Origin of the sequence: Streptosporangium sp. NPDC049046, assembly GCF_040649155.1 — a bacterium.
Classification (GTDB): domain Bacteria; phylum Actinomycetota; class Actinomycetes; order Streptosporangiales; family Streptosporangiaceae; genus Streptosporangium.
Window position 1 is genome coordinate 184235 of the sequence record NZ_JBEZEZ010000019.1, and the last position, 22919, is coordinate 207153.

At 69.4% G+C, this 22919-nt stretch carries 17 protein-coding genes; 5 read left to right on the forward strand and 12 right to left on the reverse strand.

The features are described from left to right. Window positions 1-74: 74 nt before the first annotated feature. Genes AB0B96_RS26435 through AB0B96_RS26470 form a run of 8 tightly spaced genes read right to left on the reverse strand, consistent with a single transcriptional unit; the run spans window position 75 to window position 10756 of the window. Window positions 75-1682, reverse strand: a complete 1608-nt coding sequence (locus tag AB0B96_RS26435) for an ABC transporter substrate-binding protein (protein ID WP_362902751.1) — start codon at window positions 1680-1682, stop codon at window positions 75-77. Between the two features lie 6 nt (window positions 1683-1688). After that, window positions 1689-3416, reverse strand: a complete 1728-nt coding sequence (locus tag AB0B96_RS26440) for a hydantoinase B/oxoprolinase family protein (RefSeq protein WP_362902753.1) — start codon at window positions 3414-3416, stop codon at window positions 1689-1691. Continuing rightward, the gene (locus tag AB0B96_RS26445; protein ID WP_362902755.1) at window positions 3413-5479 is read right to left on the reverse strand and encodes a hydantoinase/oxoprolinase family protein; all 2067 of its coding nucleotides are present in this window, start codon (window positions 5477-5479) and stop codon (window positions 3413-3415) included. Before AB0B96_RS26445 ends, AB0B96_RS26440 begins: the two co-directional genes overlap by 4 nt. Beyond that, entirely contained in the window at window positions 5476-6774 is a 1299-nt protein-coding gene (locus tag AB0B96_RS26450; RefSeq protein WP_362902757.1) for an amidohydrolase family protein, read from the reverse strand. The genes AB0B96_RS26445 and AB0B96_RS26450 overlap by 4 nt, the downstream gene beginning before the upstream one ends. Next, a complete protein-coding gene (locus AB0B96_RS26455) occupies window positions 6768-7988 on the reverse strand; it encodes an FAD-dependent oxidoreductase (protein WP_362902759.1) in 1221 nt (406 codons plus the stop codon). The genes AB0B96_RS26450 and AB0B96_RS26455 overlap by 7 nt, the downstream gene beginning before the upstream one ends. After that, window positions 7985-9442 (reverse strand): NAD(P)/FAD-dependent oxidoreductase, encoded by a 1458-nt coding sequence (locus tag AB0B96_RS26460; RefSeq protein WP_362902761.1) that lies wholly within the window; start codon window positions 9440-9442, stop codon window positions 7985-7987. The genes AB0B96_RS26455 and AB0B96_RS26460 overlap by 4 nt, the downstream gene beginning before the upstream one ends. Next, a complete protein-coding gene (locus tag AB0B96_RS26465; RefSeq protein ID WP_362902763.1) occupies window positions 9432-9752 on the reverse strand; it encodes a (2Fe-2S)-binding protein in 321 nt (106 codons plus the stop codon). The genes AB0B96_RS26460 and AB0B96_RS26465 overlap by 11 nt, the downstream gene beginning before the upstream one ends. Then, entirely contained in the window at window positions 9749-10756 is a 1008-nt protein-coding gene (locus AB0B96_RS26470; RefSeq protein ID WP_362902765.1) for a dihydrodipicolinate synthase family protein, read from the reverse strand. The genes AB0B96_RS26465 and AB0B96_RS26470 overlap by 4 nt, the downstream gene beginning before the upstream one ends. Window positions 10757-10915: 159 nt before the next feature. On the opposite strand from AB0B96_RS26470, the gene AB0B96_RS26475 reads away from it, so the two are divergent. Continuing rightward, a complete protein-coding gene (locus AB0B96_RS26475) occupies window positions 10916-11953 on the forward strand; it encodes a LacI family DNA-binding transcriptional regulator (protein WP_362902767.1) in 1038 nt (345 codons plus the stop codon). Between the two features lie 159 nt (window positions 11954-12112). On the opposite strand, the gene AB0B96_RS26480 is transcribed toward AB0B96_RS26475, so the two are convergent. Both AB0B96_RS26480 and AB0B96_RS26485 read right to left on the reverse strand, forming a co-directional pair. Next, on the reverse strand, window positions 12113-12982 hold the full coding sequence (locus AB0B96_RS26480) for a class II glutamine amidotransferase (RefSeq protein WP_362902769.1): 870 nt from the start codon (window positions 12980-12982) through the stop codon (window positions 12113-12115). A gap of 74 nt (window positions 12983-13056) precedes the next feature. Next, a complete protein-coding gene (locus tag AB0B96_RS26485) occupies window positions 13057-14475 on the reverse strand; it encodes a glutamate decarboxylase (RefSeq protein ID WP_362902771.1) in 1419 nt (472 codons plus the stop codon). Between the two features lie 309 nt (window positions 14476-14784). Here AB0B96_RS26485 and AB0B96_RS26490 point away from each other — a divergent pair, with 309 nt between their 5' ends. From AB0B96_RS26490 to AB0B96_RS26500, 3 genes are all read left to right on the forward strand, one after another. After that, entirely contained in the window at window positions 14785-15378 is a 594-nt protein-coding gene (locus AB0B96_RS26490; RefSeq protein ID WP_362902773.1) for an RNA polymerase sigma factor, read from the forward strand. Next, the gene (locus AB0B96_RS26495; protein WP_362902775.1) at window positions 15371-16414 is read left to right on the forward strand and encodes a CU044_5270 family protein; all 1044 of its coding nucleotides are present in this window, start codon (window positions 15371-15373) and stop codon (window positions 16412-16414) included. The genes AB0B96_RS26490 and AB0B96_RS26495 overlap by 8 nt, the downstream gene beginning before the upstream one ends. A 260-nt stretch (window positions 16415-16674) precedes the next feature. Next, window positions 16675-18303, forward strand: coding sequence for a heparinase II/III family protein (locus AB0B96_RS26500; RefSeq protein WP_362902777.1), 1629 nt, complete (start codon window positions 16675-16677; stop codon window positions 18301-18303). A 575-nt stretch (window positions 18304-18878) separates the two neighbouring features. On the opposite strand, the gene AB0B96_RS26505 is transcribed toward AB0B96_RS26500, so the two are convergent. After that, window positions 18879-20246 carry a ricin-type beta-trefoil lectin domain protein gene (locus tag AB0B96_RS26505; RefSeq protein ID WP_350944404.1) on the reverse strand — a complete coding sequence of 456 codons (1368 nt, stop codon included), beginning with the start codon at window positions 20244-20246 and terminating at the stop codon, window positions 18879-18881. Between the two features lie 752 nt (window positions 20247-20998). Then, window positions 20999-21367, reverse strand: a complete 369-nt coding sequence (locus AB0B96_RS26510; RefSeq protein ID WP_362902779.1) for a VOC family protein — start codon at window positions 21365-21367, stop codon at window positions 20999-21001. A gap of 63 nt (window positions 21368-21430) precedes the next feature. On the opposite strand from AB0B96_RS26510, the gene AB0B96_RS26515 reads away from it, so the two are divergent. After that, window positions 21431-21889 carry a MarR family transcriptional regulator gene (locus tag AB0B96_RS26515; protein WP_362902781.1) on the forward strand — a complete coding sequence of 153 codons (459 nt, stop codon included), beginning with the start codon at window positions 21431-21433 and terminating at the stop codon, window positions 21887-21889. The last annotated feature ends 1030 nt before the right edge of the window (window positions 21890-22919 follow it).

The window sequence follows — 22919 nt, forward strand, 5'->3', positions numbered from 1 at the left end:
GGGGTACCTCCCCTCAGTGGTGATCTCCGATGATGGGCGGGCTCGGCGCGAAGGTTCGCGCCGAGCCCGGCGGGTCAGCCGACCTGCACCTGGTAGACGTCCACGGTCTGGTGGTGCGCGGGGTCATAGGCGTAGCCGGTGAGCCCTTCGCGGTGAACCGTCACGTACTGCGGGTTGGACATGTTGACCGAGGGGTGATCGGCCGCGATGGTCTGCTGGGCCTCCTTGTAGAGAGCGCAGCGGGCCTCCTCCTCCGTCAGCTTCTGAGCGTCCTCGACCAGCTTGTCGACCTTGGGGTTGTCGTAGCCGCCGCTGTTCTGCCCGTTGTTGATGAACTTCGAGTTGAACTGCAGGTGCAGCACGGAGTCGGGGTCCGGGTAGGGCGGGAAGCCGTAGATCATGCCGAGGTCGGGCGTGGTCTCGTTGCTCTTGAGCATCTCGACGTACTGCGGGTAGGTGACCGCCGACAGTTCGACCTTCACCCCGATCTTGGCGAGGTCAGACTGGAGCAGCGTGGCCGCCTGTTCCATCTCGGCGGTGGCCTTGAGGTAGCTCATCGTGAGCGTGACGTTCTTCAGGCCCGCGGCGTCCAGGATGCTCTTGGCCTTCTCCAGGTCGTAGCCCGCCTGCGCGACCGTGGGGTCGGCGCAGGCCATGGTGCCCGCCAGCACTCCGACGGCCTTCTTGCCCGCGCCCTTGAGGATGGCCGACTGGTGCTGGTCGTAGTCGTAGGCGTAGGTGATCGCCTCGCGCAGCGCCTTGTCGGCCGTCGGCGAGTCCTTCATCTTGAAGAAGGTGTAGAGCTGCACGTTGGTGTCGGCCTTGTCCACCACGTAGCCGGCGCTTTCGAGACCGGCCCAGTCGTTGGGGTCGATGTCCATCGCGATGTCCACGTCACCGTTGCTCAGCGCCGTCTTCTGGGTCGCGGCCTGTGGCAGGTAGCGGATCACCACGTCCTTGGCCTGGTTGGTGAAGCCACCCCAGTAGCCGTCGTGCCGGGTGAACTTGGCCTCCTGGTTGGGGGTGTAACCGACCAGCTTGTACGGCCCGGACCCCGCGCCGTTGGCCGCCAGCCACTGGCGGCCGTCGTCGGAGCCGGCGTTGGCCTCCACCAGCTTGGAGTTGAGCAGGTAGACCCGCGACAGCGCGCCCAGGAACGGCGCGTAGGCCTGCTTCAACGTGACCGTCAGATGGGTGTCGTCGACGACCTCGGCGGAGTCGTAGGCGGTCAGCAGCGACGCGACGCCCATCTGGAGTTTGGTGATCCGGTCCATCGTGTACTTCACGTCGGCGGCGGTGAGCTTGGTGCCGTCGTGGAAGGTCACGTCGTCGCGGAGCGTCAGGTCGAGGGTCTTGCCGTCCTTGGAGAACGTCCACTCGGTGGCCACGGCGGGGTCGAGCACGCCGCCCTTGCCGTACTTGACCAGGGTGTCGTAGGCGGGGATGGACACCTCGTCAACGGTCGAGTTGTCGGCCTGGACAGGGTCGAAAGTGGCCGGCGGCTCGTTCTCCGCGATGATCAGTGTCTGCTTGCGGAGGTCGGAGCCACCGGAGGCGCCGGAGCCGCCCGAACCGCTCTGGCCGCAGGCCGCGAGGGCCAGCGCGCCGACGAGCAGTACGGAGGTCAGGCCCAGCTTGCGCTTTCGGCCACGTGCCGCCGGGGTGGCGGGGGGTCGGTGCACTTTCGTCTACCCTTCGCTCTTGGGTCGGGCGGCCCTGGCCGGCGTGGGCCGCCAGCCGTCGCCGTCCACGATCACGCCATAGGACTGCTCCGCGGCCTCGGCGCCGACGTAGCCGTTGAGTACGTCGGCCACCACCGCGGCCGGGTCGCGGTCGAGAGGGTCGCCGTAGCCACCGCCTCCGGCGGTCCGGTTCACGAACCGGTCGCCGGCCTTCATGTCGGCCCTGTACATGCCGACCCGCTTGGCCCGATCGGTGTCGGGCCACAGCACCATCTCGCTGGGCTCGGGCTCCTGGCCGCCGTCCAGCGCCCAGGGCCTGGTCTTGCTCTTCTTCTTCATCGACAGCACCTCGCCGTCGGCGAGGTAGCGGACCTGCCTGAGCACGCCGACGCCGCCGCGGAACCTGCCGGCGCCACCGGAGTCGGGAATCAGCTCCAGTCGCTCGTGGAACACGGTGGACTTGTGCTCCAGCACCTCGACGGGGGTGTTCCTGACGACGCTCTGGGAGGGGTGCTGCTGGGCGTTCGCGCCGTCGCGGTCCTTGCGCGCCCCCCAGCCGATGCCCTCGTTGTTGCTGATCACGAAGTCCGCGCCGGTGCGCGGGTCACGGCCGAGCGCCATGAAGCCCGGCTCGTCACCACCGGAGGAGGCGGGGATCGAGTCCATCACCTGGGCCAGTGCCTTGTGGATCAGCTCGAACGCGACGATGGCGCTCCACTGGGTGAAGGTCGCGGCCGGGTAGACGGCGTGGAAGAAGTTGCCGGGATCGGCCTTGACCTCCAATGCCCGGTAGTGTCCGGCGTTGGAGGGCTCCCTGGGCGTGGTCAGCTCCTTGAAGATGGCCTTGCCCAGGCTCTCGGTGGAGCCGATCGGCAGGTTGACCGGGCCGGCCACCGCGCCGTCGGAGCCGTTGAAGTCGACCTCCATCCGGTCGCCGTCGATGGTGACCTTGACCTCCATCCGGATCAGGTCCTCGGTGATGCCGTCGTCGTCGCAGTAGTCGAAGGCCGTCCAGGTGCCGTTGGGCAGCGCGGCCAATGCCTTGCGCGCGACCCGATCACCGTGTTCGATGACCTGCCTGATGGCCTGGTCGACGGTCTCGCCGCCGAACTTCTCCCAGACCTGCGCCAGCCGGTTCTCGCCGGTGCGCAGGGCGGCGAGCTGGGCGTGGAAGTCGCCGATGGTCAGGTCGGGCAGCCGGGAGTTGAACCGGATGAGCTCGACGATGTCGCGGACCACCTCACCGCGGCTCACGATCTTGGTGCCGGGGAAGATGAGTCCTTCCTGGTGCATGTCGGTGGAGTCCAGGACGTAGCCCGGGGACTTGGCACCGAGGTCCATCCAGTGCGCGCGCACCGCGAGGTAGGCCGCGGGGCCCTCGTGCCCGTCGCGGAAGACCGGCGCGAAGAGCATCGCGTCGTAGGAGTGCGCGCCGCTCCAGTACGGGTAGTTCAGCAGGTAGACGTCGCCGGGTGCGAAGTTCTCCCGGCCGACGTACTCCACGCCCTTGACGATGGCGTGGTCGTTGGCGCCGAGGAACGAGGTGATCCCCGCGGCCTCGGCGGTCAGGTCCAGGTCGGCGTTGTAGATCGAGATGCCGAAGTCGAGCACCTCGTAGATCACCGGGTTGAAGGCCGCCCGCACCAGAGTGCGGCGCATCTGCTCGCCCACCGAGACCAGGTAGTTGCGGATCACCTCGACGGTCGCGCCGTCCAGACGCTCAGGGCTGTTCACAGGGTTCCTCCGGTACCGGTCACCAGCAGCTGTCCGTAGGTGTCGACGGTGAGCCGCTGATCACCGAAGATCACCGTCGTCGAGGTGCCCTCCTCGACGATCGCCGGGCCGCTCACCTCGTGGCCGGGCGCCAGAGTCGTCCGGTCGTAGACCGGGAACACGGCGGTCTCGCCGGTGGCGACGTCGAAGGCGGGCCGCTCGCCGACCGCCTCGGGCCCACCGGGGCCTGCGGGCGCCCACTCGCGCAGCGCCGGCTTGGCCAGCCGTCCCACCGCCCGCACCCGCAGGGTGAGGATCTGCCCGGTGTCGGCCATCGCGTGGCCGTAGCGCGCCTCGTGCTGGGCGTTGAAACGGGCCAGCACACTCGCCGCGGTGTCACCGGGCTGCAGGTCGATGCCGAGGCTGTGCTCCTGACCGTGGTAGCGGATGTCCAGCCTGCGGATCAGGGTGCGGTCCTCGGGCTTGATGCCCTGCGCGGACAGCACCTCGTCGCCCTGCGCCTCCAGGTCGGCGAACTCGCTCTCCAGGACGGCCAGGCTCTCGTCGCTGAGGGAGCGCAGCACGGTGGCGGCGAACTCGTACTCCAGGTCGGACATCAGCATGCCGAAGGCGGAGAAGGCGGCGGGCACCTGCGGGACGATCGTGGTGGCGATGCCCATCTCCCTGGCGAGCATCGGGCCGAGCAGCGGTCCGGCGCCGCCGATGGCGAGCAGCGCGAACTCGCGCGGATCCAGCGCCCGCTCCACGGTGATCTCGCGCAGCGCGCCGACCATCCGGGCCAGCAGCACCCGGAAGACGCTCGCGGCGGCCTGCTCCACGCTCACCCCGAGGGGAACGGCCAGTTTGGCCTCGACCGCGGCGCGGGCCGCCTCCGCGTCGATGCTCATGTCGCCGCCGAGGAACGCGGCGGGGTCCAGGTAGCCGAGCACCAGCGCGGCGTCGGTGACGGTCGGCTCGGTACCGCCCGCGCCGTAGGCCACCGGCCCCGGCACGGCGCCCGCGCTGTGCGGACCGACCTTGAGCAGTCCCTCGTCGATCCAGGCGATCGAGCCTCCGCCCGCGCCGACGGTACGGATGTCGAAGATCGGAATGAGCAGCGGGAAGCCGTCGATGCCCGCCTCGTGCACCTCGCCCGGCTCGCCCTCCTCGATGACGCAGCAGTCCACGCTGGTGCCGCCGACGTCGAAGGAGATCAGCTTGGGCAGCCGCTGCTCGCGGGCCAGGAAGGAGGCGCCCACCACTCCCCCCGCGGGGCCGGACAGCACGGTCATCAGCGGGGCGCGGCGGGCCAGTTCCGCGGTCATCGCGCCGCCGCCCGAGCGCATGATGTGCAGCGGGTGGGTGAGTCCCGCCTCGGTCAGCCTCGCCTCCAGGGTGCCGATGTAGTCGCTCAGCACCGGCCGGATGTAGGCGTCCAGGGTGACGGTGCTGGTCCGCTCGTACTCGCGGTACTCGCGGGTGATGTCGGTGGAGACCGAGATCGACACGTTCGGGTAGAGCTCGCGCAGGATGCGCGCCGCCCGCCGCTCGTGCTCGGGGTTGGCGTAGGAGTGCAGGAAGCAGATGGCGAGCGAGGCCAGTCCCTGCTCCTCGACCAGGATCCGGCCTGCCTCGCGCACGGCGTCCTCGTCCAGGTCCTGCACCACGTCGCCCTGCGCGTCGATCCGGCAGGGTACGCCGATCCGCCGGCGGCGCGGCACCAGTGGCGGCGGCGGCGCGTAGGAGAAGTCGTACATGTGCTGGCCGGGGACGTTGGCTCGGGCGATCTCCAGCAGGTCCCTGAAGCCCTCGTTGGTGATGATGCCGAGGTCCGCGCCGCGGCGCTGCAGGATCGCGTTCAGGCCGAGCGTGGTGCCGTGGACGAACGCCTCCACCCCGTCCAGCCGGGTGGCGAGACCCCCCACCGCGTCCAGGACGCCCTGGGCGGGAGCGCCCGGGGTGGTCGAGGCCTTGTGCAGCCGGATCTCTCCGGTCTCCTCGTCGTAGGCGATCGCGTCGACGAACGTTCCGCCGATGTCCACGGCGAAGCGGGTACGGCCGGCCGGAGTGTCGGGGGAGTTCACAGGGCGCCTCCAGGGACCTGCTGCGGGGCGGGGACGACCGGCAGGTCGTCGCGGACGATCCGGCCGGCCTGCATGACGAAGGGGATACGGCGCAGCGCGGAGACGTCGCTCAGCGGATCGCGATCGGTGACGATCAGGTCGGCGAGGTAACCTTCCTCGACGGCGCCGGCCTGGCCGGCCAGGCCGACCAGGCGCGCGGCCTCGGACGTGCCGGCCCGTACCGCCTGGAGAGGGCTGAGACCCGCGTCGGTGAGGAACTCCATCTCGCGGACCGCCACGACGGTGTCCTCGATGGGCTCGCCCGGCGGGTAGTCGGTACCGGCGAGCATGGTGATGCCGGGCGCGCCGGGGTCGTCCGGGTCGGCGATGCCTGCCGCGACCGCCCGCCGGATGCTGTCCAGGTGGCCGGGGCCGACCTCCACCGCCCGCTCGATCTGCCAGGGCGTGAAGCTGTGCTCGGCCATCCAGTCGGGGCAGCGGGTGACGCACAGGGTCGGGGTTAGGAACACCCGCCGGTCCGCCATCAGCTTGGCCGTGTCGTCGTCCAGGTCGTAGGCGTGCTCGTAGCCGCGAACTCCGGCGGCGAGCGCCTCGCGGATCGCCGAGCCGGCGCCGGCGTGCGCGGTCACGTAACTGCCGTGCTCCTCGGCGGCGCGGACCACGGCCCGCATCTCCTCGACGGTCATCTGCGCGCCGGTGAACGACTCGCCCTGGTGGGCGATGCCACCGGTGATGAAGATCTTGATCAGGTCGGCGCCCGCGTCCAGCTCCTGCCTGGCCGCGCGCAGGAAGCCGTCGTGCCCGTCGGCGTAGGAGCAGTCGGCGCCCTTGCCGTGGCCGCCGGTGGTGGAGATGGCCCGGCCCGCTCCGACGATTCGCGGCGCGGCCACCCAGCCCTGGTCGGCGGCGGTGCGCACCAGCAGGTCGGCGCGGTTCTGCTCGTGCACGCAGCGGATCGTGGTGACCCCCGCGACGAGGGCGTCCTGTGCCCGGGACAGCGCGCGCAGCGCGCTCAGCCCGGGGCTCTCCGACTCGTCGGTGGCGGAGAAGGGGTAGAGCACCGACAGGTGGGTGTGCACCGAGATCAGGCCGGGCATCAGGTACCTGCCGCCCAGCTCGACGGTCTCTGCTCCCGGGGGCGGGGCGTCCGTCGTGATCTTCTCGATCCGGCCTGCCGCGACGAGCACGTTGGCGTTCCTGCGGATCCGTCCCGATCGGACGTCCACGACGTGCCCACCGGTCAACCAGAGGGTCTCGGGCTCCGACGTGGGCCGCAGTCGAGGTGATGTCAGCACCGCTTACTCCTTCTGTCCTGGTGGTTTTCCTGCTCTGGGCCGTTGTCTTCCTGACTTCGCCGCTCCATCAGCCGGCCGGGACCGAGGTCGGAGACGTCGACCGGCGGCGGCTTCCCCTCGATCAGGCAGCGCAGCGTCTCCCCCCACAGCGGGGCGAAGCTGAAGGCGTAGGTGCCTCCCGCCACGTAGAACCCGGGGGCGCCGGGTACCTCGCCGATCACCGGCATCTCGTCGGGCGTGGCCGCGAGCGGCCCGGCCCACATCCGCAGCAGCCGCAGGTCCCGGATGAACGGCAGCACCCGGACCGCCAGCGCGACGTTGCCGACCAGGCTGTCCAGGCTGGTGGCGCTCCGGCCGGCCAGGTCCATGCGCAGGGCCGGCCAGCCGCCGCCGATCAGCAGGTTGCCCGCGGCGACCTGCTTCACCGACAGTCCCTCGCCGATGTGCTGGACCAGGTGGGACATGGTGGCCGAGGAGCGCACGGTGGCGTGCATCTGGATCGCCACGGGTGTCATCCGCAGCGTGATACCGGCCAGCGCCGCGATCTCCCCCAGCCAGGGCCCCGCGACATCGACCACCACGGGGGTGTCCACCACCTGCTCGGCGGCGCCTCGCCCGGCGACCACCCGCCAGCCGTCGCCGTTGCGAGTGATCCGCCGGACCGGCGCGAACGCCACGGTCCGGCCGCCGTGTCTGGCCGCCGAGTCCAGGTAGGCGGGGGTGACCTTCAGCGGGTTGGCGTAGCCGTCCAGTTCACACCAGGTGGCGGCGGCCACCGTCGGTCCGAGAAGGGGAAGCGCGGCCCGCGCGGCGTCCCCGTCGAGGATCTCGGTGTGTATCCCGGCTGCGGCCTCCCATTCGTGCTTGTCGCGCAGTTCCTGGCACTGCTCCTCGGTCTCCGCGACGGTGAAGCCACCGGTGCGGCGGACCTCCACCGAGGTCTCCAGCTCCTCCTCCAGCGTCTCCCAGCGGTCGCTCGCGGCACGCTGCAGCGGTAGGAACCGCGCGCTGTCCAGCGGTACCCTCTGACCGGGGCGCCTGGTGTGCACGGCCTGCATGTGCAGATTGCCGGCGGTGGTGCCGGAGCCCTCCCTGCCCGGGGCACCTCGTTCGAGGACGAGCACCCGATGGCCGCTGCGGGCCAGGTGGCTCGCCACCGAGGCGCCGAGCACCCCGGCTCCCACGATCACCGCGTCCGCGGTCCGCGTGCTCATGCGTCGCCTTTCTGCGATTCCGGTCCGGCCAGCTCCAGCAGCGTGGTGAGAGGAACGGGGCGCACCGGCAACCGGGAGGGGAAGACCTGCACCCGTGATTCGCCCGCGCCCTGGTCGGGCGCGACGGACCTGACCAGTCCCGCCACCGCGAATCCGCACTCCCGGCCCTGGCAGGGGCCCATTCCCGCGCGGGTCCAGGCCTTGGTCGCATTGAGGTCGCCGTCGGCGCTTCCCGTGGCGGTGGTGCGGATCTCCTCCGCGCGGACCGCCTCGCAGCGGCAGACCATGGTGTCGGCGGGCAGCGCGGGCGCCAGCGTGGCGAGCAGCGCCGCCGGGTCCGGGTAGAGGGAGTCGGTCAGCGCGGTGAAACGTGCCAGACGGCGCCTGGCCGACACCACTCGCCGCGCCTCGGACACCGGCACGGTCACACGGGTCTCACGGGCCAGGATGTCGTGCGCGGCGGCGAGCCCTCTGGCCCTCGCCGCGTGCACCCCGCCGATCCCCGCCGCCTCGCCCACCACGTACACGTCGGCCCGGGAGGCGCGTCCCGCCGCGTCGGTCACCGGCACCGCGTCCCCGCTCGCCGCGTCGATCCGCACCTCGCAGCCCAGCATGCGGGCCAGGTCGGTCTGGGGACGGAAGCCGTACCCGACGCAGAGCGCGTCCACCTCGACGGTGCGGACCGGGCGCGTGGGCCTGGCCGCGGCGGCGAGTGTCACCGAGGAGACCCGGTCGCGGCCGTCGGCGCGGAGCACGACGGTCTCCTGCCAGATCGGCACCCGGGCGCGGGCCAGCCGCGCGGCGTAGGAGGCCAGTTCGCGCAGTCGCGCGGGGTGGCCGAGCGTGCCCAGCGCCCGCAGGCTCGGCCGGTACGGCCTGCCCGCCTCGGCGATGCCCGCCACGCTCACGCCGAGTTCGATCAGCGAGCAGGCGACCGGCAGCAGGAACGGCCCGGAACCGGCCAGGACGACCCGGTCCCCGATGGTGGTGTGGTCGCTCGCGGCCAGGTGCTGGGCGAAGCCCGGGGTGGTCACTCCGGGAAGCTGCCAGCCGGGGAAGGGAAACACCCGCTCGAAGGCGCCGGTCGCCAGCACGAGACGGCGGGCGCGCAACCGCACCGGATGTTCGGCGGCGTCGGAGGCGAGCAGCGTGCGCCCGTCGTCGTCCACGCCCCAGACCAGATGGCCGGTACGGCACTCGACGCCGGCCGCGCGCACCTGGTCGATCAGCCGGCCGCCCTCGGGCCGATGGTCGCCCCAGTGCCTCGCCACCGCGGGCGCGGGCCGCCGGTAGTACTGCCCGCCCAATTCCGGCTGCTCGTCGAGGATCGTCACGGCCAGCCCCGCGGAAGCGAGGCGGGCCGCGGCGCTGAGCCCCGCAGGACCACCGCCGACGATCACGACATCCCGTTCGACGACCTCGCCGTACACGGCCGTGCCGCGCTCAGCGGTCATGCGGAACCTCTCCCCCTGCGGCCGTCTCGACCCGCATTCCGGCATAGATCTTGGTGATGCAGGCACGGACCCCCGGACGCCCGTCCACGGTCACCTCGCACTCGAAACACACGCCCATCCCGCAGAACGGGCCGCGCGGGTCGCCGCCCACCGGATTGCGTCGCAGGCTCCACCGCCGCTCGCCGACGAGGACCGCAGCGAGGCTGATGCCGTCGACGGCCCGCACGGAATCGCCGTCGACGACGATCTCCGTTCGCGGAGCCCGGCCGGGGCCGGCCTGCCGACCGGTGCGGTTCCGCTCCGTCGTCATCGCCCGGCCCGCCCCAAGGCGGTGCCCCCGGCGTCCCCGGAAAGGGCTTCGACGAGGCCTGACTCCTTCAGCACGGCGCCGATCGCGTCGAGCCTCTCCGGATCCGCGATCGGCAGGAGCGGCGGGCGGACGTGCCCGCCCGGCTGGCCGAGCATCGCCATGGCCGCCTTGAGCTGGGCGATGGGCGCGCCGTACACGCCGCTGTAGTCGGGATTGATCAGCCGGGAGGAGAGCCCCGCGTACCGGTCGACCCAGCCGCGCGCCGCCTCGCGATCCCCCGCCGCGACCGCCTCGTAGTAGGGGACGGCGAACGGGGCGCCCATGCCGCCGCCGTCGATGTTCCCGTCCCCGCCCAGCTCAAGCAGCACGGCTAGGCCACGCCGGTGCAGGAAGCTGCCGAACACCCGAACCCGGTCGCTCACCTCCTCCACGGTGCCGAGCATCCGCAGCCAGTCACCGGTGCTGTCCTTGATGGCGACCACGTTGTCCAGGTCGGCCAGTCTGGACATCAGACCGGCGTGGGCGGAGATATCGACAGCCACCCCGCGCGGCCAGTTGTAGACCATGAACGGCAGCTCCGTCGCGGAGCTGACCTCCCGGTAGAAGGCGAGGATGTCCTCGGGCCCCGGGTGCACGTACGGCGGGGGCGTCGCGAGCACGCCGTCCGCGCCCGCCTCGGCGGCGTGCCTCGCGAACCCGATCGCCTCCTCGGCGGTGTACGCCGTGACACCAACGACCACCGGGACCCTGCCGGAGAGCTCGGACACCGCGATCTCGGCGACCCTGCGGCGTTCGGCCGCGCTCTGGCTGAACCACTCACCGGTGCTCCCGTTGACCAGGACCCCGTGCACGCCCTGGGCGGTGTAGAGCCTGAGCAGCGCGCGCCACGCGTCCTCGTCCAGCCCGCCTTCGCTGGTGAAGGGGGTGGGCGCGGCCGGCCAGTAGCCGCGCCAGGTGACGTCGTCGCGGTCCATGGAACCCCCGTAGATCAATGTTGTAGTCATTTTTTGGGATCGCTTGCATTAGGTTGCAGCACTCGGGAGATTCAGGTCAAGGCCGAAAACTGTTTTTAACCTGGGCAAATTTCTCATCACCGCACCAAGAGTCCACGATCTTGTGGCAAAATCTCCCCTCGGATGGGATCGATCCCAGAAAGAAGGACGATGGCGATCACGCTGAAGGACGTCGCCGCCGCGGCCGGGGTGTCACGCAGCACGGCTTCCCGCGCACTCAGCGGCTCACCGCTGATCGCTCCGGAGACCCGGGTGGCGGTGAAGGAGATCGCGGAACGGATGGGCTACCGCCCCAACCGCGCGGCCAGCGCACTGCGTTCCAAGCAGTCTCATGTCGTGGGACTGGTGCTGAACAACCTCATCAACGCGTCCTTCCACACCATCGCCGAGGTCGTGCAGCGTCGCGCCGCAGCCGAGGGCTACCAGGTGATGCTCTGCATCACCGACGCGGACCCCCGGCGGGAGGAGTCCTTCCTCCGGACCCTCGCCGCACACGGGGTGGACGGGCTGATCATGATAGGTACAGGCAAGAACACAGCCATGGCCAACGCGCTGCTCGCCGAGGGCATCGGAGTCGTCAACGTCATCCGCGCCGCCGCCGAGAGCGCCGCGCCGTCGGTGCTCGCCTCCGACCGCGAGGGCGCCCACGCGGCCACCTCACACCTGCTCGATCTCGGTCACGAGCGGATCGGCTTCATCGGCGGCCTGCTGAGCGCCAACTCCGGCCTGGAGAGGTTCGCCGGCTACGAGCAGGCGCTGAGGGAACGCGGGCATCAGGTCGACGAGTCACTCGTCGAACGCGGGCCGTTCGACTCCGCCTTCGGCTCCCAGGCGACGGAGCGGCTGCTGCGCCGCAACCCGGAGATGACGGCGCTGTTCGCCGCGAACCACGAGGCCGTGTTCGGCATGCTGCCCACCCTCGTCGGCGCGGGCATCGTCATTCCCGAGCAGCTCTCGCTGATCTGCTACGAGGACATCCCCTGGCTGCGCTGGTGGCAGCCGCCCATCACCGTCGTCGACAACGGGGCGAGTGAACTCGGAGATCTCGCCATGAACCTGCTGCTCCAGCAGATCGAACGGACCGACCGGTCGACGGCTCCCGTACGCACCGGGCGGGCGGGCCGGGCCTACCGGGTAGGCGCCCAACTCGTCCTGCGCTCGTCCTGCGCGAGGCCGCCCGCCGGGTAGGCCCGGGACCGGGCACCCGGCGGCCACCGCGGACCGGTCCGCGGGAGGATTTCCCTGGAAAACGGCGAACGCGCTCTTCGTCGACACGCAAGACCCGCGACAAGGACCCGCCGCCGTGTCGTCGGCGTCGGTCCCGGTCTTGGTCTCTCGGTCTTGGTCTCAGTCGGGATGCTGCGAGGTCGCGGCCTCGGGGCGCAGGTCGGCGAGGCTCAGCTGGTGCGCGGGCTCCTCGGGCAGGACGATCCGGCGCGTGGGGACGAGATCCGGTCCGACGTGGAGCAGTTCGCCGGGTTCCATCGGGCTCCATCCGGGATGGTCGTCCATGTGCTCGCTCGCGACCACGTAGGCGGGGGCGCCGACGAGGTCGCGGGAGCGGACGCGGATACGGCCGTCGGTGCCGCTCTGGTCGAGGTGCCGGCCACCGTGGCACCCGCCCGCGGCACGCTGGAGCACGTACAACCGGTGGGTGTCGGGATAACGCAGCGCCCACAGATCCCGCGGGGTGGTGAGAACCAGGTTGAGGCCGTAGATGGGCAGGTGCTGGGCGACCCAGCGGGCCGCGGCCTCGATACCGGCGGCGACGTCGCCGCCGTGCGCCCTGGTCTCACGGGTGATCAGCGCGAAGAAGCGTTCGGAGTCGGTCTCCCCCTTGACGAGCTTTCGATCCTCGCCCAGTTCCGCGTCGAGGTCGTCCAGGCCCTCGACCACCCCGTTGTGCGCGAAGAGCCGCCCGTCCTGCAGGAAGGGATGCGTGTTGCGTCTCTCCAAGCCGCCGGTGGAGGCGAAACGTACGTGGGCCACGAAGGTGGTGGATTCCACCTCCTTCGCCTCCTCGGCGAAACACCGGTCCCGGTAGGCGGCGATGGGCGCCTTGTGCACCTCCGGGGTGCCGTCGGCGTCGAAGTACCCCAGACCGGTCCCGTCGGGGTCGCGGTGGCTCTGCTCGCTGAGGCTGTCCGGCGCGTCCAAAAGCCAGAAGGTGGCACGCGTACGCCGAGGCGCGCTGCTCAGACCGAACAAACGGCACATCTCACCGTCTCCTTCTCATTCGTCCTTCGCCCACGCCGCCCTCCCCCGGCCGACGCGAGCGCCTGCGCACACCCTCAGCCGTGGTGTCGGTGTCTCTTCCCTGCGCCGTGCGCGAAGCCTCCGGCGTCATCGGCGGTGCGGTGCCCGCCTTGCGCCTCCAGGCGGGGCAGGACCCTGCGCAGGTCCTCCATCAACAGATCGGCCAGGTCGTGGCTGAAGCCGTTGCGGACGACGACGCGCAGTACCGCCAGGTCCGTACGGTTCTCGGGAAAGGTGTAGGCGGGCACCAGCCAGCCGCGCTCGCGCAGCGCGGCGGAGACGTCGAAGACCGTGAAGCCGTCGACTCCCTCACGTACCCGGAAGGCGAACACCGGAGCCTCGCCGCCGTCGGTGAGCAGCTCGAAGTGGTCCAGCCCGGCGATCTCCCCGGCCAGGCGGGTCGCCACGTCCCGGCAGGTCCGCTGCACCCGGCGGTAGCCGTCGAAGCCCAGCCGCAGGAAGTTGTAGTACTGCGCGACCACCTGGGCGCCCGGCCGGGAGAAGTTCAGCGCGAAGGTCGGCATGTCCCCGCCGAGGTAGTTGACGCGGAAGACCAGATCGTCGGGGAGCGCCTGGGAGTCGCGCCACAGCACCCAGCCCACCCCCGGCATCACCAGCCCGTACTTGTGTCCGGAGGTGTTGATCGACGCCACCCGTGGCACCCGGAAGTCCCAGTGCAGGTCCGGATCGAGGAAGGGCGCGATCATCGCGCCGGAGGCGCCGTCCACGTGGATCGGCACGTCGAGTCCGGTGCGGGCCTGCAGGTCGTCCAGGGCCGCGGCGATGTCGGCGACGGGCTCGTAGCTGCCGTCGTAGGTCGAACCCAGGATGGCCACGACCCCGATGGTGTTCTCGTCGCACCGCTCGACGGCGGTCTGCGGGCTCAGGTGGTATCGATCGCCCTCCATCGGCACGTAGCGGGGTTCGATGTCGAAGTAGTCGGCGAACTTGTCCCAGCAGATCTGTACGTTGACGCCCATGACGAGATTGGGCCGGTCGTCTGGGCGGCCCTCCGCACGGCGCCGCTGCCGCCAGCGTCGCTTGAGCGCCAGGCCCCCCAGCATGGCCGCCTCGCTCGACCCGGTCGTCGAGCAGCCCGTCGCGCGATGAGGATCCTCTGCGTGCCAGAGCCTGGCGAGGATGTCCACGCACCGCGTCTCCAGCTCCGCGGTCTGTGGATACTCGTCCTTGTCGATCATGTTCTTCTCGACGCACTCGGCCATCAGCCTCAGTGCCTGCGGCTCCGCCCAGGTGCTCACGAACGTCGCGAGGTTCAGCCGCGCGTTGCCGTCCAGCATCAGCTCGTCGTGAACCAGCTGGTAGGCCGTCTCCGGCTCCATCTCCCCTGCCGGCATGGCGTGGCGCGGGACCCGCAGGGGCTCCCGGCTGAAGATCGGATTGATCTCCAGATCCCGGCTTCCACGCCCGGTGTGACCTGGCCGCCTCAGAGGCATCGTCCACGTCCTTCCCCAGCTGATCAAACCGCTGTGAGCTGGGGTTTTCCCCTTGAACGGGGTACCCAGGCCACCGCCGCGCGACACCCTCGCCGCAGTGGCCCCGCCGAGACCTCACCGCCTGACCGAAGAACCGTGACCGTTGATCGGGGCCGTTGTCCGTGTCCGTGGGCCGGGACCATACGTCGGGAACGTGCGTCGGGAACGTGCGTCGGGAACGTGAAAGCAGATCGACGGATCGGGTGATGAGGGATGACCGCTGATCGCGTCCGAAGGGTTGCACATGACGGGAAGACCATCGTGACCACGATGTCCTGGACCGATCATCCAGCGGACGACGCCGAGGTCCTCCGGCTCTCCCTCGTCGAGTCCGAGCGGTTCAGCGCGATCTTCGACCTCCACTTCCACGAGATCCACCGCTACGTCGCGCAGCGACTCGGCGCCGACAGCGCGGAGGACGTCGTGGCGGAGACGTTTCTCACCGCGTTCCGCAAGCGGGCGCTCTACGACCCGTCGCGCGCCGGCGTGCGGGCCTGGCTGTACGGGATCGCGACCAACCTCATCGGCAAACAACGTCGCGTCGAGGTGCGCACGCTACGCGCGCTCGGGCGCCACGGCCCGGACCCCGACTCGCCGGGACACGAGGAACAGGTCGCGGCGCGGGTCAGCGCGGAGAGCCTGCGGCCGAGCCTGGCGACGGCGCTGGCCGGGCTCCACCGGCGAGACCGCGACGTCCTCCTCCTGGTGGCCCTGGCCGGGCTCAGCCACGAGGAGATCTCCGGTGCCCTCGGCATCCCGTACGGGACCGTCGGGTCACGCCTGAACCGGGCCAGGAGAAAACTGCGCGCCGCGCTGGGTGGCACCAACCCCATGCTCGAACCCGAGGAGACCGATCGTGGATGAGCTGGAGAAGGTTCGCGAACTGTACGGCGAGCCGCGGCCCGACCCGTTTCTCAAGGCCAGGGTGTTCGGGCGGTTGCAGGCCGAACCCCGGCGCCGCCGGTGGTTGCCGTGGACGGTCGCGCTGACCGGCCTCGCCACCGCCATGACCGTGGTCCTGATCGTGGCCGTGCTCGTTCCGACGACGACGGCGGACCGGGCCCCCGAGATCTCCGGGCGGTCGGTCCTTCTCGCGGCGGCGACCAGGGCGGAGGCGGACCCCGCGACGACGGGAGCGTACTGGCGCGTCAAAAAGTCGCACCGCAGGACACGCCCGGAGCCGCTGGGAAAGGGGCAGAACCGCTACCGGGTGGTGGAGTCGTGGCTCACCGAGCAGTGGGCCGCCGAGGACGGCAGGATCTGGGCCGGTTCGCGGACGCTGGGGGCGCGTCCGGGAAGCGCGGCCGACAGCGAGGCGTGGCGCCGCGACGGGTCTCCCAGTGAGTGGGCGGGCGTGGCCCCGTCCTGGAGTTCTTCGGGAGGAGAAACCCTGTCCTCGTCGCCAGGTGAGGGCCTGCTCAAGCCCGTCACCGGCAGGACGGCCTTCAGCGTGGCCGGTCGGGACATGACCTTCGAGCAGATCCGGGAGCTTCCGGCCGACCCCGCCGCGCTGAAGGACCGGATCTCCTCGATGGTGCGAGGTGCGCCGCGCGGTTCGGACAGCGGCGTCCTGGCGGACGCGCTCAGCGGTCTGCTGTGGAGCAAGCCGTCGTCGCCCGAGGTGCGGGCGGCCGCCTATCGTGCCCTGGCGGAGCTGCCGAACGTCCGCTACCTGGGCACGGCGCGGGACGAGCGGGGCAGGAAGGGTGCCGCGTTCTCCTTCACCGTGCGGACCTCCCCGACCGCTCCCGCCCTCGTCCAGCGGACGCTGATCATCGATGTCGCCAGTTCCCGGGTGCTGTCCTCGACCGATGCGGGCGGGCCCGGAGAGGAGGAGGTCGAGGTGGTCCTGGAGGCGGGCTGGACGGACGACAAACCCGCCCCTCCCTCACTCCCGTAACCCGCCCGATCACCGTCTCCCCAGCCCACCGGACGCCCCCGGGGCGGTCACCGTCTCCACATCTCCGTAGCCAACCGGACGTCCCGGGCCTCGCCCGACCGGTCACGTCTCCTTGACCCACCGGCCGTCTTCAGGCTGCGCCGGCCCTCCCGCAGCTCACCGGTTCTCTTCGGGCTGCGCGGAAACGGCCCGGCCATCCCGGTGTACGACCGTTCGCGGGCTCGTGAGGACGTCCGCACCTCACCCTTTGGAGCGATCACGTGTTTCAGCGCGCCCGCAGGGCCCTCGGCCTGGTCACGAGGCGTCCCGCCCCGTCATCCCCCGTGCCCCAGGACGGCCCGGTCGTCTATCCTGCCGGGTGGTTCCCAGCGATCAAGGTTGACGAGGTCATGCGGGGCCGGGTCGCGTTCGTCGGCCTGCCCCCCGCCGACCTGGGCTCGGACATCGACTGGCGCGCCGACCCGTACGGCAACCGTTCCTGGGCGCTGAACCTCCACGCGCTGAGGTGGATGGGCCGCCTGGTCGGGGAGTACGAGCGGTCGGGCAGGCAGGAGTGTCTCACCCGCGCCACGGAGATCGCCGGCGATTGGGTAAGGAAGAACCCTCGCGGCGGGATCGGGGTCAGTCCCTGGGCCTGGGCCGAGCATCCGGTCGCACTGCGCGCACCGGCGCTGGTCTGTCTCAGCGCGCACGTACGCGCCACCTGGCTGTTCGACAGCCTGGCCGAGCACGGCGGGATCCTGTCCGACCCCGCGCTCTATCGTCAGGGCCACAACCACGGTCTGGACCAGGACATCGCGCTGCTCGCGGTCGGCTGCCGTCTCCGGCGGGAACGATGGAGGGACCTGGCCGTCCGGCGGATGACCGAGTCGGCGGAACTCTCCATCGACGCGCAGGGGGCGCTGCACGAGCAGGCCCCGAGATACGGCCTCTACGTTCACCGGCGGCTGGGGGCGGCTCTGGAGGCGATCGGGAGGAGCGGGGTCGCGGTCCCCGCGAGCCTCGCCGCGCGGCGGACATCGCTGGAGGCGTACGTCAGCCACGCCACCCAGCCCGACGGCCGTCTGGTGCCGATCGGTGACAGCCCCGCCGACACACGCCCGGAGGGTTTCCCGCACGAGACGGACACGGTGAAGGTGTTCGACGGCGGCTACGCCTTCGGCAGGACGGCGTGGGACGACCCGCGATCCGCCCACTACTCGATCAGGTTCGGCCCCGGACGCCGCCTGCACGGCCACGAGGACCATCTGGGCGTCACCTACCACGCCCACGGCCGGGACATCCTGGTGGAGGCGGGCTTCCACTCCTACGAGAGGACGGCCTACCGGGAGTGGACGACCTCCCCCGAGGCGCACAACGTTCCCGTCGTCGTGGGCGCCACCTTTCACGAGGGTACGGCGACCCGCCTCGTGAACTCGTTCGTGGAACGCACCCGCCAGTCCTACACGCTCGCCGACGACGCGTACGGCGTCCGGCGCACACGATCGATCCTGGTCTGCCACGGCACCGATCTGATGGCCGTACTGGACACGGTCCCCGCCGGGTCGGCGCTGCGCAACCTGTGGCACCTCGGCCCCTCGCTCAGGGTCGTCTCCAGCCGCGACGGCAGGGTGGTGCTGGCCGACGGGAGCCTGCGCGTGACGCTGCTGCAACTCACGATGCCCTCCCTCCGGCCGATCGGCGGCCAGGAGGTGCGCCCCTGCGCGATCTCGACCGGCTATCTCAAAAAGGCCGACACGGTGACGGTGCTCTCTCCCCCCGCCGCCTCCCTGCTGACCTTGATCGTCCCCGGCGCCGAAGATCCGGAGATCAGCCTCTCCGAGGGAAGGGTGACCGTCCGCACCCCCGGCGGCCCCGTCTCCTTCACGCCCTCACTCGACCGTCCCTGACCGGTACCGCGCCCTGTCCGAGACCGGCCTCTGGGGGAGTGATCATTATGGCGGCCGAGCCTAATCGCCCCAACAGGTACCGACCGCACAAAAAGATCGGCATACCAATGCCGGATACGCGATCCAGAAGGGCCCGCACACAGAAACGCCTGATGCGAGGCTCTTTTCCATGTAAATCTGATCGCGTGCATCCAATCACAACTCTCCCCGCCGCCATTCCGCCCGGCGAAGCAGCCGCCGAACCGGCGGTACACCCCCTCATAATCCTCGCAGGCCTCCTGATCATCGGATATCTCATCTCCTGCGCATTTCATCCATACATGAGATGTAAAACCTGCAACAGGTCAAAAGAATCGCATTCCACAACTTTCAAGGGCGCATTTGGTAAATGCCGTGATTGTAATGGAAAGGGACATCACATACGGCGAGGCGCGCGGTTCCTCGGACGGAAGGAGTGACCGGATCGCCCGCGACGTCCCATAAGACGAGATGCCCGCCCTGGGAGGGAAACTCAAAACACGTCGGGTCCAGGCGAAGTCGCCTGGACCCGACGTCCGTCATCGGCTAGCGGGTGGTCATGCCCTGGTCCATCTCTGGGTGGCCTGGCCGTTGCACGTGGCGACGGTCACGGCGGAGGTGTTGCCGGTGCCGGTGACGTTGAGGCAGAGGTTGTTGGCGCCGCTGGTCACGGTGCCGTTGGAGTTGAAGGTCCACTGCTGGTTGCTGTTGGTGTGGCAGTCCCACAGTTGCACGCGGGTGCCGGAGCCGGCGTTCGTGGGTGAGTCCAGGCACTTGCCGAGGGTCTGGAGTCTGCCGGAGTCGTGGCTGAAGAGCTGGTTGGGGTTGGTGTGGCAGTCGTAGATCTGCAACTGGGTGCCGTTGGCGCTGGCGCTGTTGGGCGAGTCGACACAGCGTCCGGCGCCCTCGTTGCGCAGGCGGAAGCTGGTCGTGGGGGTCGGGGTGGGAGTCGGCGTCACCGTCGGGGTGACGGTCGGGGTGGGCGTCGGGTTGGGCGTGGAGGTGCTCTGGAACTGGGAGACGAACTTCCACACCTCCCCCTTGGTCCAGGTTTGGGCGCCGTTCTCGGTGTAGGTCCCGTCCACCGGGGCGGGCGTGTGACCGTTGTCGTACGCGGCCCAGACGACGGGGTATCCGGCCCGGCACCCCGAGTAGGCGGTGACGACGTGCCCTCGGCTGCCCGAGCCCGGCTCAGGCGGGTTCTGCGCGGTACAGCCGTTGTTGCGGACGAACCTGTCCCGCAGCGCCCGCCCCTGCGAGATGTTGAGGACGCTGTCGGTGATGCCGTGCAGTCCCATGTACGCGATGGGCTGGGAACCGTCGCTGCATCCGCTGAGCTGCGCGCCGGCGAACACCGCGACCGCGCGGAAGACATTCGCGCGGCTGCAGGCGAGGGAGAAGCTCATGCCGCCGCCGTAGCTGAACCCCATGGCGAAGCGCAGCGAGGGGTCGACACAGAGATCGGCCTCCACCCGCCGCATGATGTCGTCGAAGAGGGTGACGTCCTCGCCGTTGGAGTTGGCCCAGCCGTTGTTGAGGCCCTGCGGCGCGATGAAGATCGCGGTGTTGTTCGACAACTGCCGCTGCCCGTAGTAGGACCAGGAGGCCCCGCTGCTTCCACCGGAGTCGACGTCGTTCATGGTGCCGTTCAGCCAGTGGATGCCGAAGATCAGGCGATAGGGGTTGTTGTTGTTGTAGTTCGCGGGAATTCGCAGAATGAAGCTGCGATTCTTTCCGCTGGACTGAATGGTGTGCGTTCCGCTGCTCAGCGTCGGGTTCTTTCCACATCCCGCGGTTCCCGCGAATGCGGCGGCGGACGCAGAGCTCCCTGCACTGCTGCCGCTGCTCATCGCCGCGTGCCCCGTCATCAGGACGACAGCCGCCGCGAGCGCCACGGCCCCGAGGATGGACCTATGCTTCAACATTTGCGCTTCCCTCTGGCTGTAGGGACCGGGCCGACGATAAAGACATGTTCTGCGTTCCTCTCCATCAGCGGCATCCAATTCCTGGAGTTGTTAAACCGGAATCGAATTGTGAGCGCTAACGTTCACCAGAACTCATCGGTATGCCGCTTGCACGCCGTAGGGGGTGTAGTGCAAGGGAGCAAATACGACCCGATTGCGGATGTCAAGTAACTTGCTTCGCAGCCCTCGGACGCCGAGCCTGCCAGGCACGCGCTTACGCGCGCTGGCCAGGGAAAGGTTCGCGCCCACCCTCTGCCTCACAGGATGAAACTTTCGCAGTGAGGAGGTCGACCCGCGCGCCGGATGGAGGGCACCGACCCTCAAGTATGATCATGGAATGCCGCTGTCACGTGCATTATGTTCCGCTCAGAAGTTTCGGCAGAATTCCGATAGTTTCGGCACTCATTCGGCGCGATCAACCACCGAAAGCCGACGACCGTTGACAGCCGAACGATCAGAGAACACCTCGGACCGCGCAAGTGCGGGTCACGGATGCTCTTGTCATGACCATGAGGGGTAGCGCGGGCGGGACTCGATCATCACCTGATGACGGTACGAACCAGAGGTGAACATGGCTCACGGATAGGCGAGGTTACGCATGATCAAGCATGGGCCACCTCGCTCACCGTGAGCGCACGACCGCCCGGATTCTCGATCCTCGGGCGCAACCGCGGCCTCCGGGGGCCGATGATCGTCCGGTGGCGTTTGGCCTGTCAGGCGCGGTCGTGGAGAGTGACCTGGTAGCCGTCGGGGTCGGCGAAGGTGAATGTCCGGCCGAAGGGGCCGTCGATCGGCGCGGAGACGATGGTGTGACCGTCGGCGACGAGAGCATCGTGAATGGCCTGGACGTCTGTGGCGTGGAGCCAGATCGCGGCGCCGATGCCGGGCTGAGCGACGGATGCGAGATCGGTGCCGGGAACGACGTCGCGGAGTGCGAACGCGATCGGCTTCGTCTCGAAGACGACGGCGTGTGGAGGTCCGGCCTGTGAGCGAACGAGGCCGAGGTACCGCTCGTAGAACGCCCGCGAAGCGTCGAGGTCGCGCGCTTGGAGCGAGATGAAGTCGGGGCCGGTGACGGGCATGACGATGCTCCTTCTTTACGTGTCAGTATTCTGACACGGGTTAATCTATGTCAGAATACTGACATGAGTCAAAACGGTGTCGGCGTCGACCTGGAGACGTCACTGGGCTACCTGCTGAAAGAGGCGTCGAGCACGCTCCGCGCAGCCATGGAGGAGGTACTGCGGCCGCTCGGGATGAGCGTGACGCACTACTCCTGCCTCGAGCTGCTGGCTCAACGACCGGGCTTGTCGAACTCCGAGCTCGCACGGGGCGCGTTCGTGACACGGCAGACGATGAACGTGCTGCTCCAGACGCTGGAACGAGAGGGCCACGTGACCAGGCCCGCGAAGGCACCCGTCGGAAAGGTTCTTCCCACACGGCTCACGCCTCGCGGCCGGCGGAGCCTCGAGAAGGCGACCGTAGCGGTCCGGTCCGTCGAGGTCAGAATGCTGGCCGGCATGACCGAGACCGAGCAGTCAGACGCGTTCCGGATCCTGCAGAGCATGATCCATTCCCTGCGCGATGACAACGACGGCTCATAGCTCCTTCCCCGGCACACGTCTCATCGCGCTCGGGCAGGAGGGCAGCCGAGCGTGAAAATCCATGCGGGCGACCTCGAAAACGACGGACCCCGGCTACACCGGCGTCTGCGAGCCGCTATCTGCGTCGTGTTCACACAGCGCCGAACGCCTCCCAACGGCAGGCCGGCGTCGGTTTTCGCCGCTTCGAGAGCTTCGTGGTAGCCGGACCGGTTCGCCGCCACCGTGGACAGCCGGACCCTCTGAGTGCGAACACACAGGTCAGAGGCGCTTTTTCAGGTGGTCACGGAGGGTAGGGCGGGCGGGACTCGAACCCGCGACCCAGGGATTATGAGTCACGGACTCAAAGATCCCCGATCATACTCTCTGCCAGCGATAACGCCTCTCGCGATACGCGGCCAGCAACTCTTTCGGCACATATTCGGCACGCCACTCCCGATCGCGGGCGAATCGGTGCGCGCTCACAGACAGTGCGGCGCCTCCGTTCTTCCAGAAGAAGCGGAGGCGCCGCGGACGTGGCTCAGTGTGAGCGTCGCTCCTGCCATGGCTGTGGCCCGCAGGCCCTGCAGCCGAGAGCCAGGTCAGTCCATTCCGCCGTGATGATCCTGTTAATCTCGATCACATCGTCAGAGCAGCGGCAACGGGGACACCACACATCTGAGCGTTTCGGATCACGTCGTGACACATTTCACCCCTTTGACGAGACGGCTTCGCCCCGGCTCCTCTGCAGAGGAGCCAGCGCCCCGAGCATTTCGGCGCCTCACCGGGGGTGGACGGTCGCTCACTCAGGCGCCGAGCTACTCAGGATGAAAATCTTCGGAATGTATCCGACCCCCTCGTCGCGACCATCGTGCCACCGAAGATTTGCCATTGGCCACTCCAGTAAGGAGAGCGTCATCGAGCGGCCATAGCACCATTTAGCAGGAAAAACACCACAGTGAACGTATTTCATCCTGATTCGCGGGCTTGGAGAGCGAAGATGGCTTTGATGAGCTGACCTGCGCGAAGGGGGCAACAGCGTAGTTTCCGCAGG

What these genes read in the sequence shown, in the direction of transcription:
- AB0B96_RS26455 (WP_362902759.1), bottom strand. Translation starts at nt 7,988, where the DNA reads ATGAGCACGCGGACCGCGGACGCGGTGATCGTGGGAGCCGGGGTGCTC.
- AB0B96_RS26460 (WP_362902761.1), bottom strand. Translation starts at nt 9,442, where the DNA reads ATGACCGCTGAGCGCGGCACGGCCGTGTACGGCGAGGTCGTCGAACGG.
- AB0B96_RS26465 (WP_362902763.1), bottom strand. Translation starts at nt 9,752, where the DNA reads ATGACGACGGAGCGGAACCGCACCGGTCGGCAGGCCGGCCCCGGCCGG.
- AB0B96_RS26470 (WP_362902765.1), bottom strand. Translation starts at nt 10,756, where the DNA reads ATGACTACAACATTGATCTACGGGGGTTCCATGGACCGCGACGACGTC.
- AB0B96_RS26475 (WP_362902767.1), top strand. Translation starts at nt 10,916, where the DNA reads ATGGCGATCACGCTGAAGGACGTCGCCGCCGCGGCCGGGGTGTCACGC.
- AB0B96_RS26480 (WP_362902769.1), bottom strand. Translation starts at nt 12,982, where the DNA reads ATGTGCCGTTTGTTCGGTCTGAGCAGCGCGCCTCGGCGTACGCGTGCC.
- AB0B96_RS26485 (WP_362902771.1), bottom strand. Translation starts at nt 14,475, where the DNA reads ATGCCTCTGAGGCGGCCAGGTCACACCGGGCGTGGAAGCCGGGATCTG.
- AB0B96_RS26490 (WP_362902773.1), top strand. Translation starts at nt 14,785, where the DNA reads ATGTCCTGGACCGATCATCCAGCGGACGACGCCGAGGTCCTCCGGCTC.
- AB0B96_RS26505 (WP_350944404.1), bottom strand. Translation starts at nt 20,246, where the DNA reads ATGTTGAAGCATAGGTCCATCCTCGGGGCCGTGGCGCTCGCGGCGGCT.
- AB0B96_RS26510 (WP_362902779.1), bottom strand. Translation starts at nt 21,367, where the DNA reads ATGCCCGTCACCGGCCCCGACTTCATCTCGCTCCAAGCGCGCGACCTC.
- AB0B96_RS26515 (WP_362902781.1), top strand. Translation starts at nt 21,431, where the DNA reads ATGAGTCAAAACGGTGTCGGCGTCGACCTGGAGACGTCACTGGGCTAC.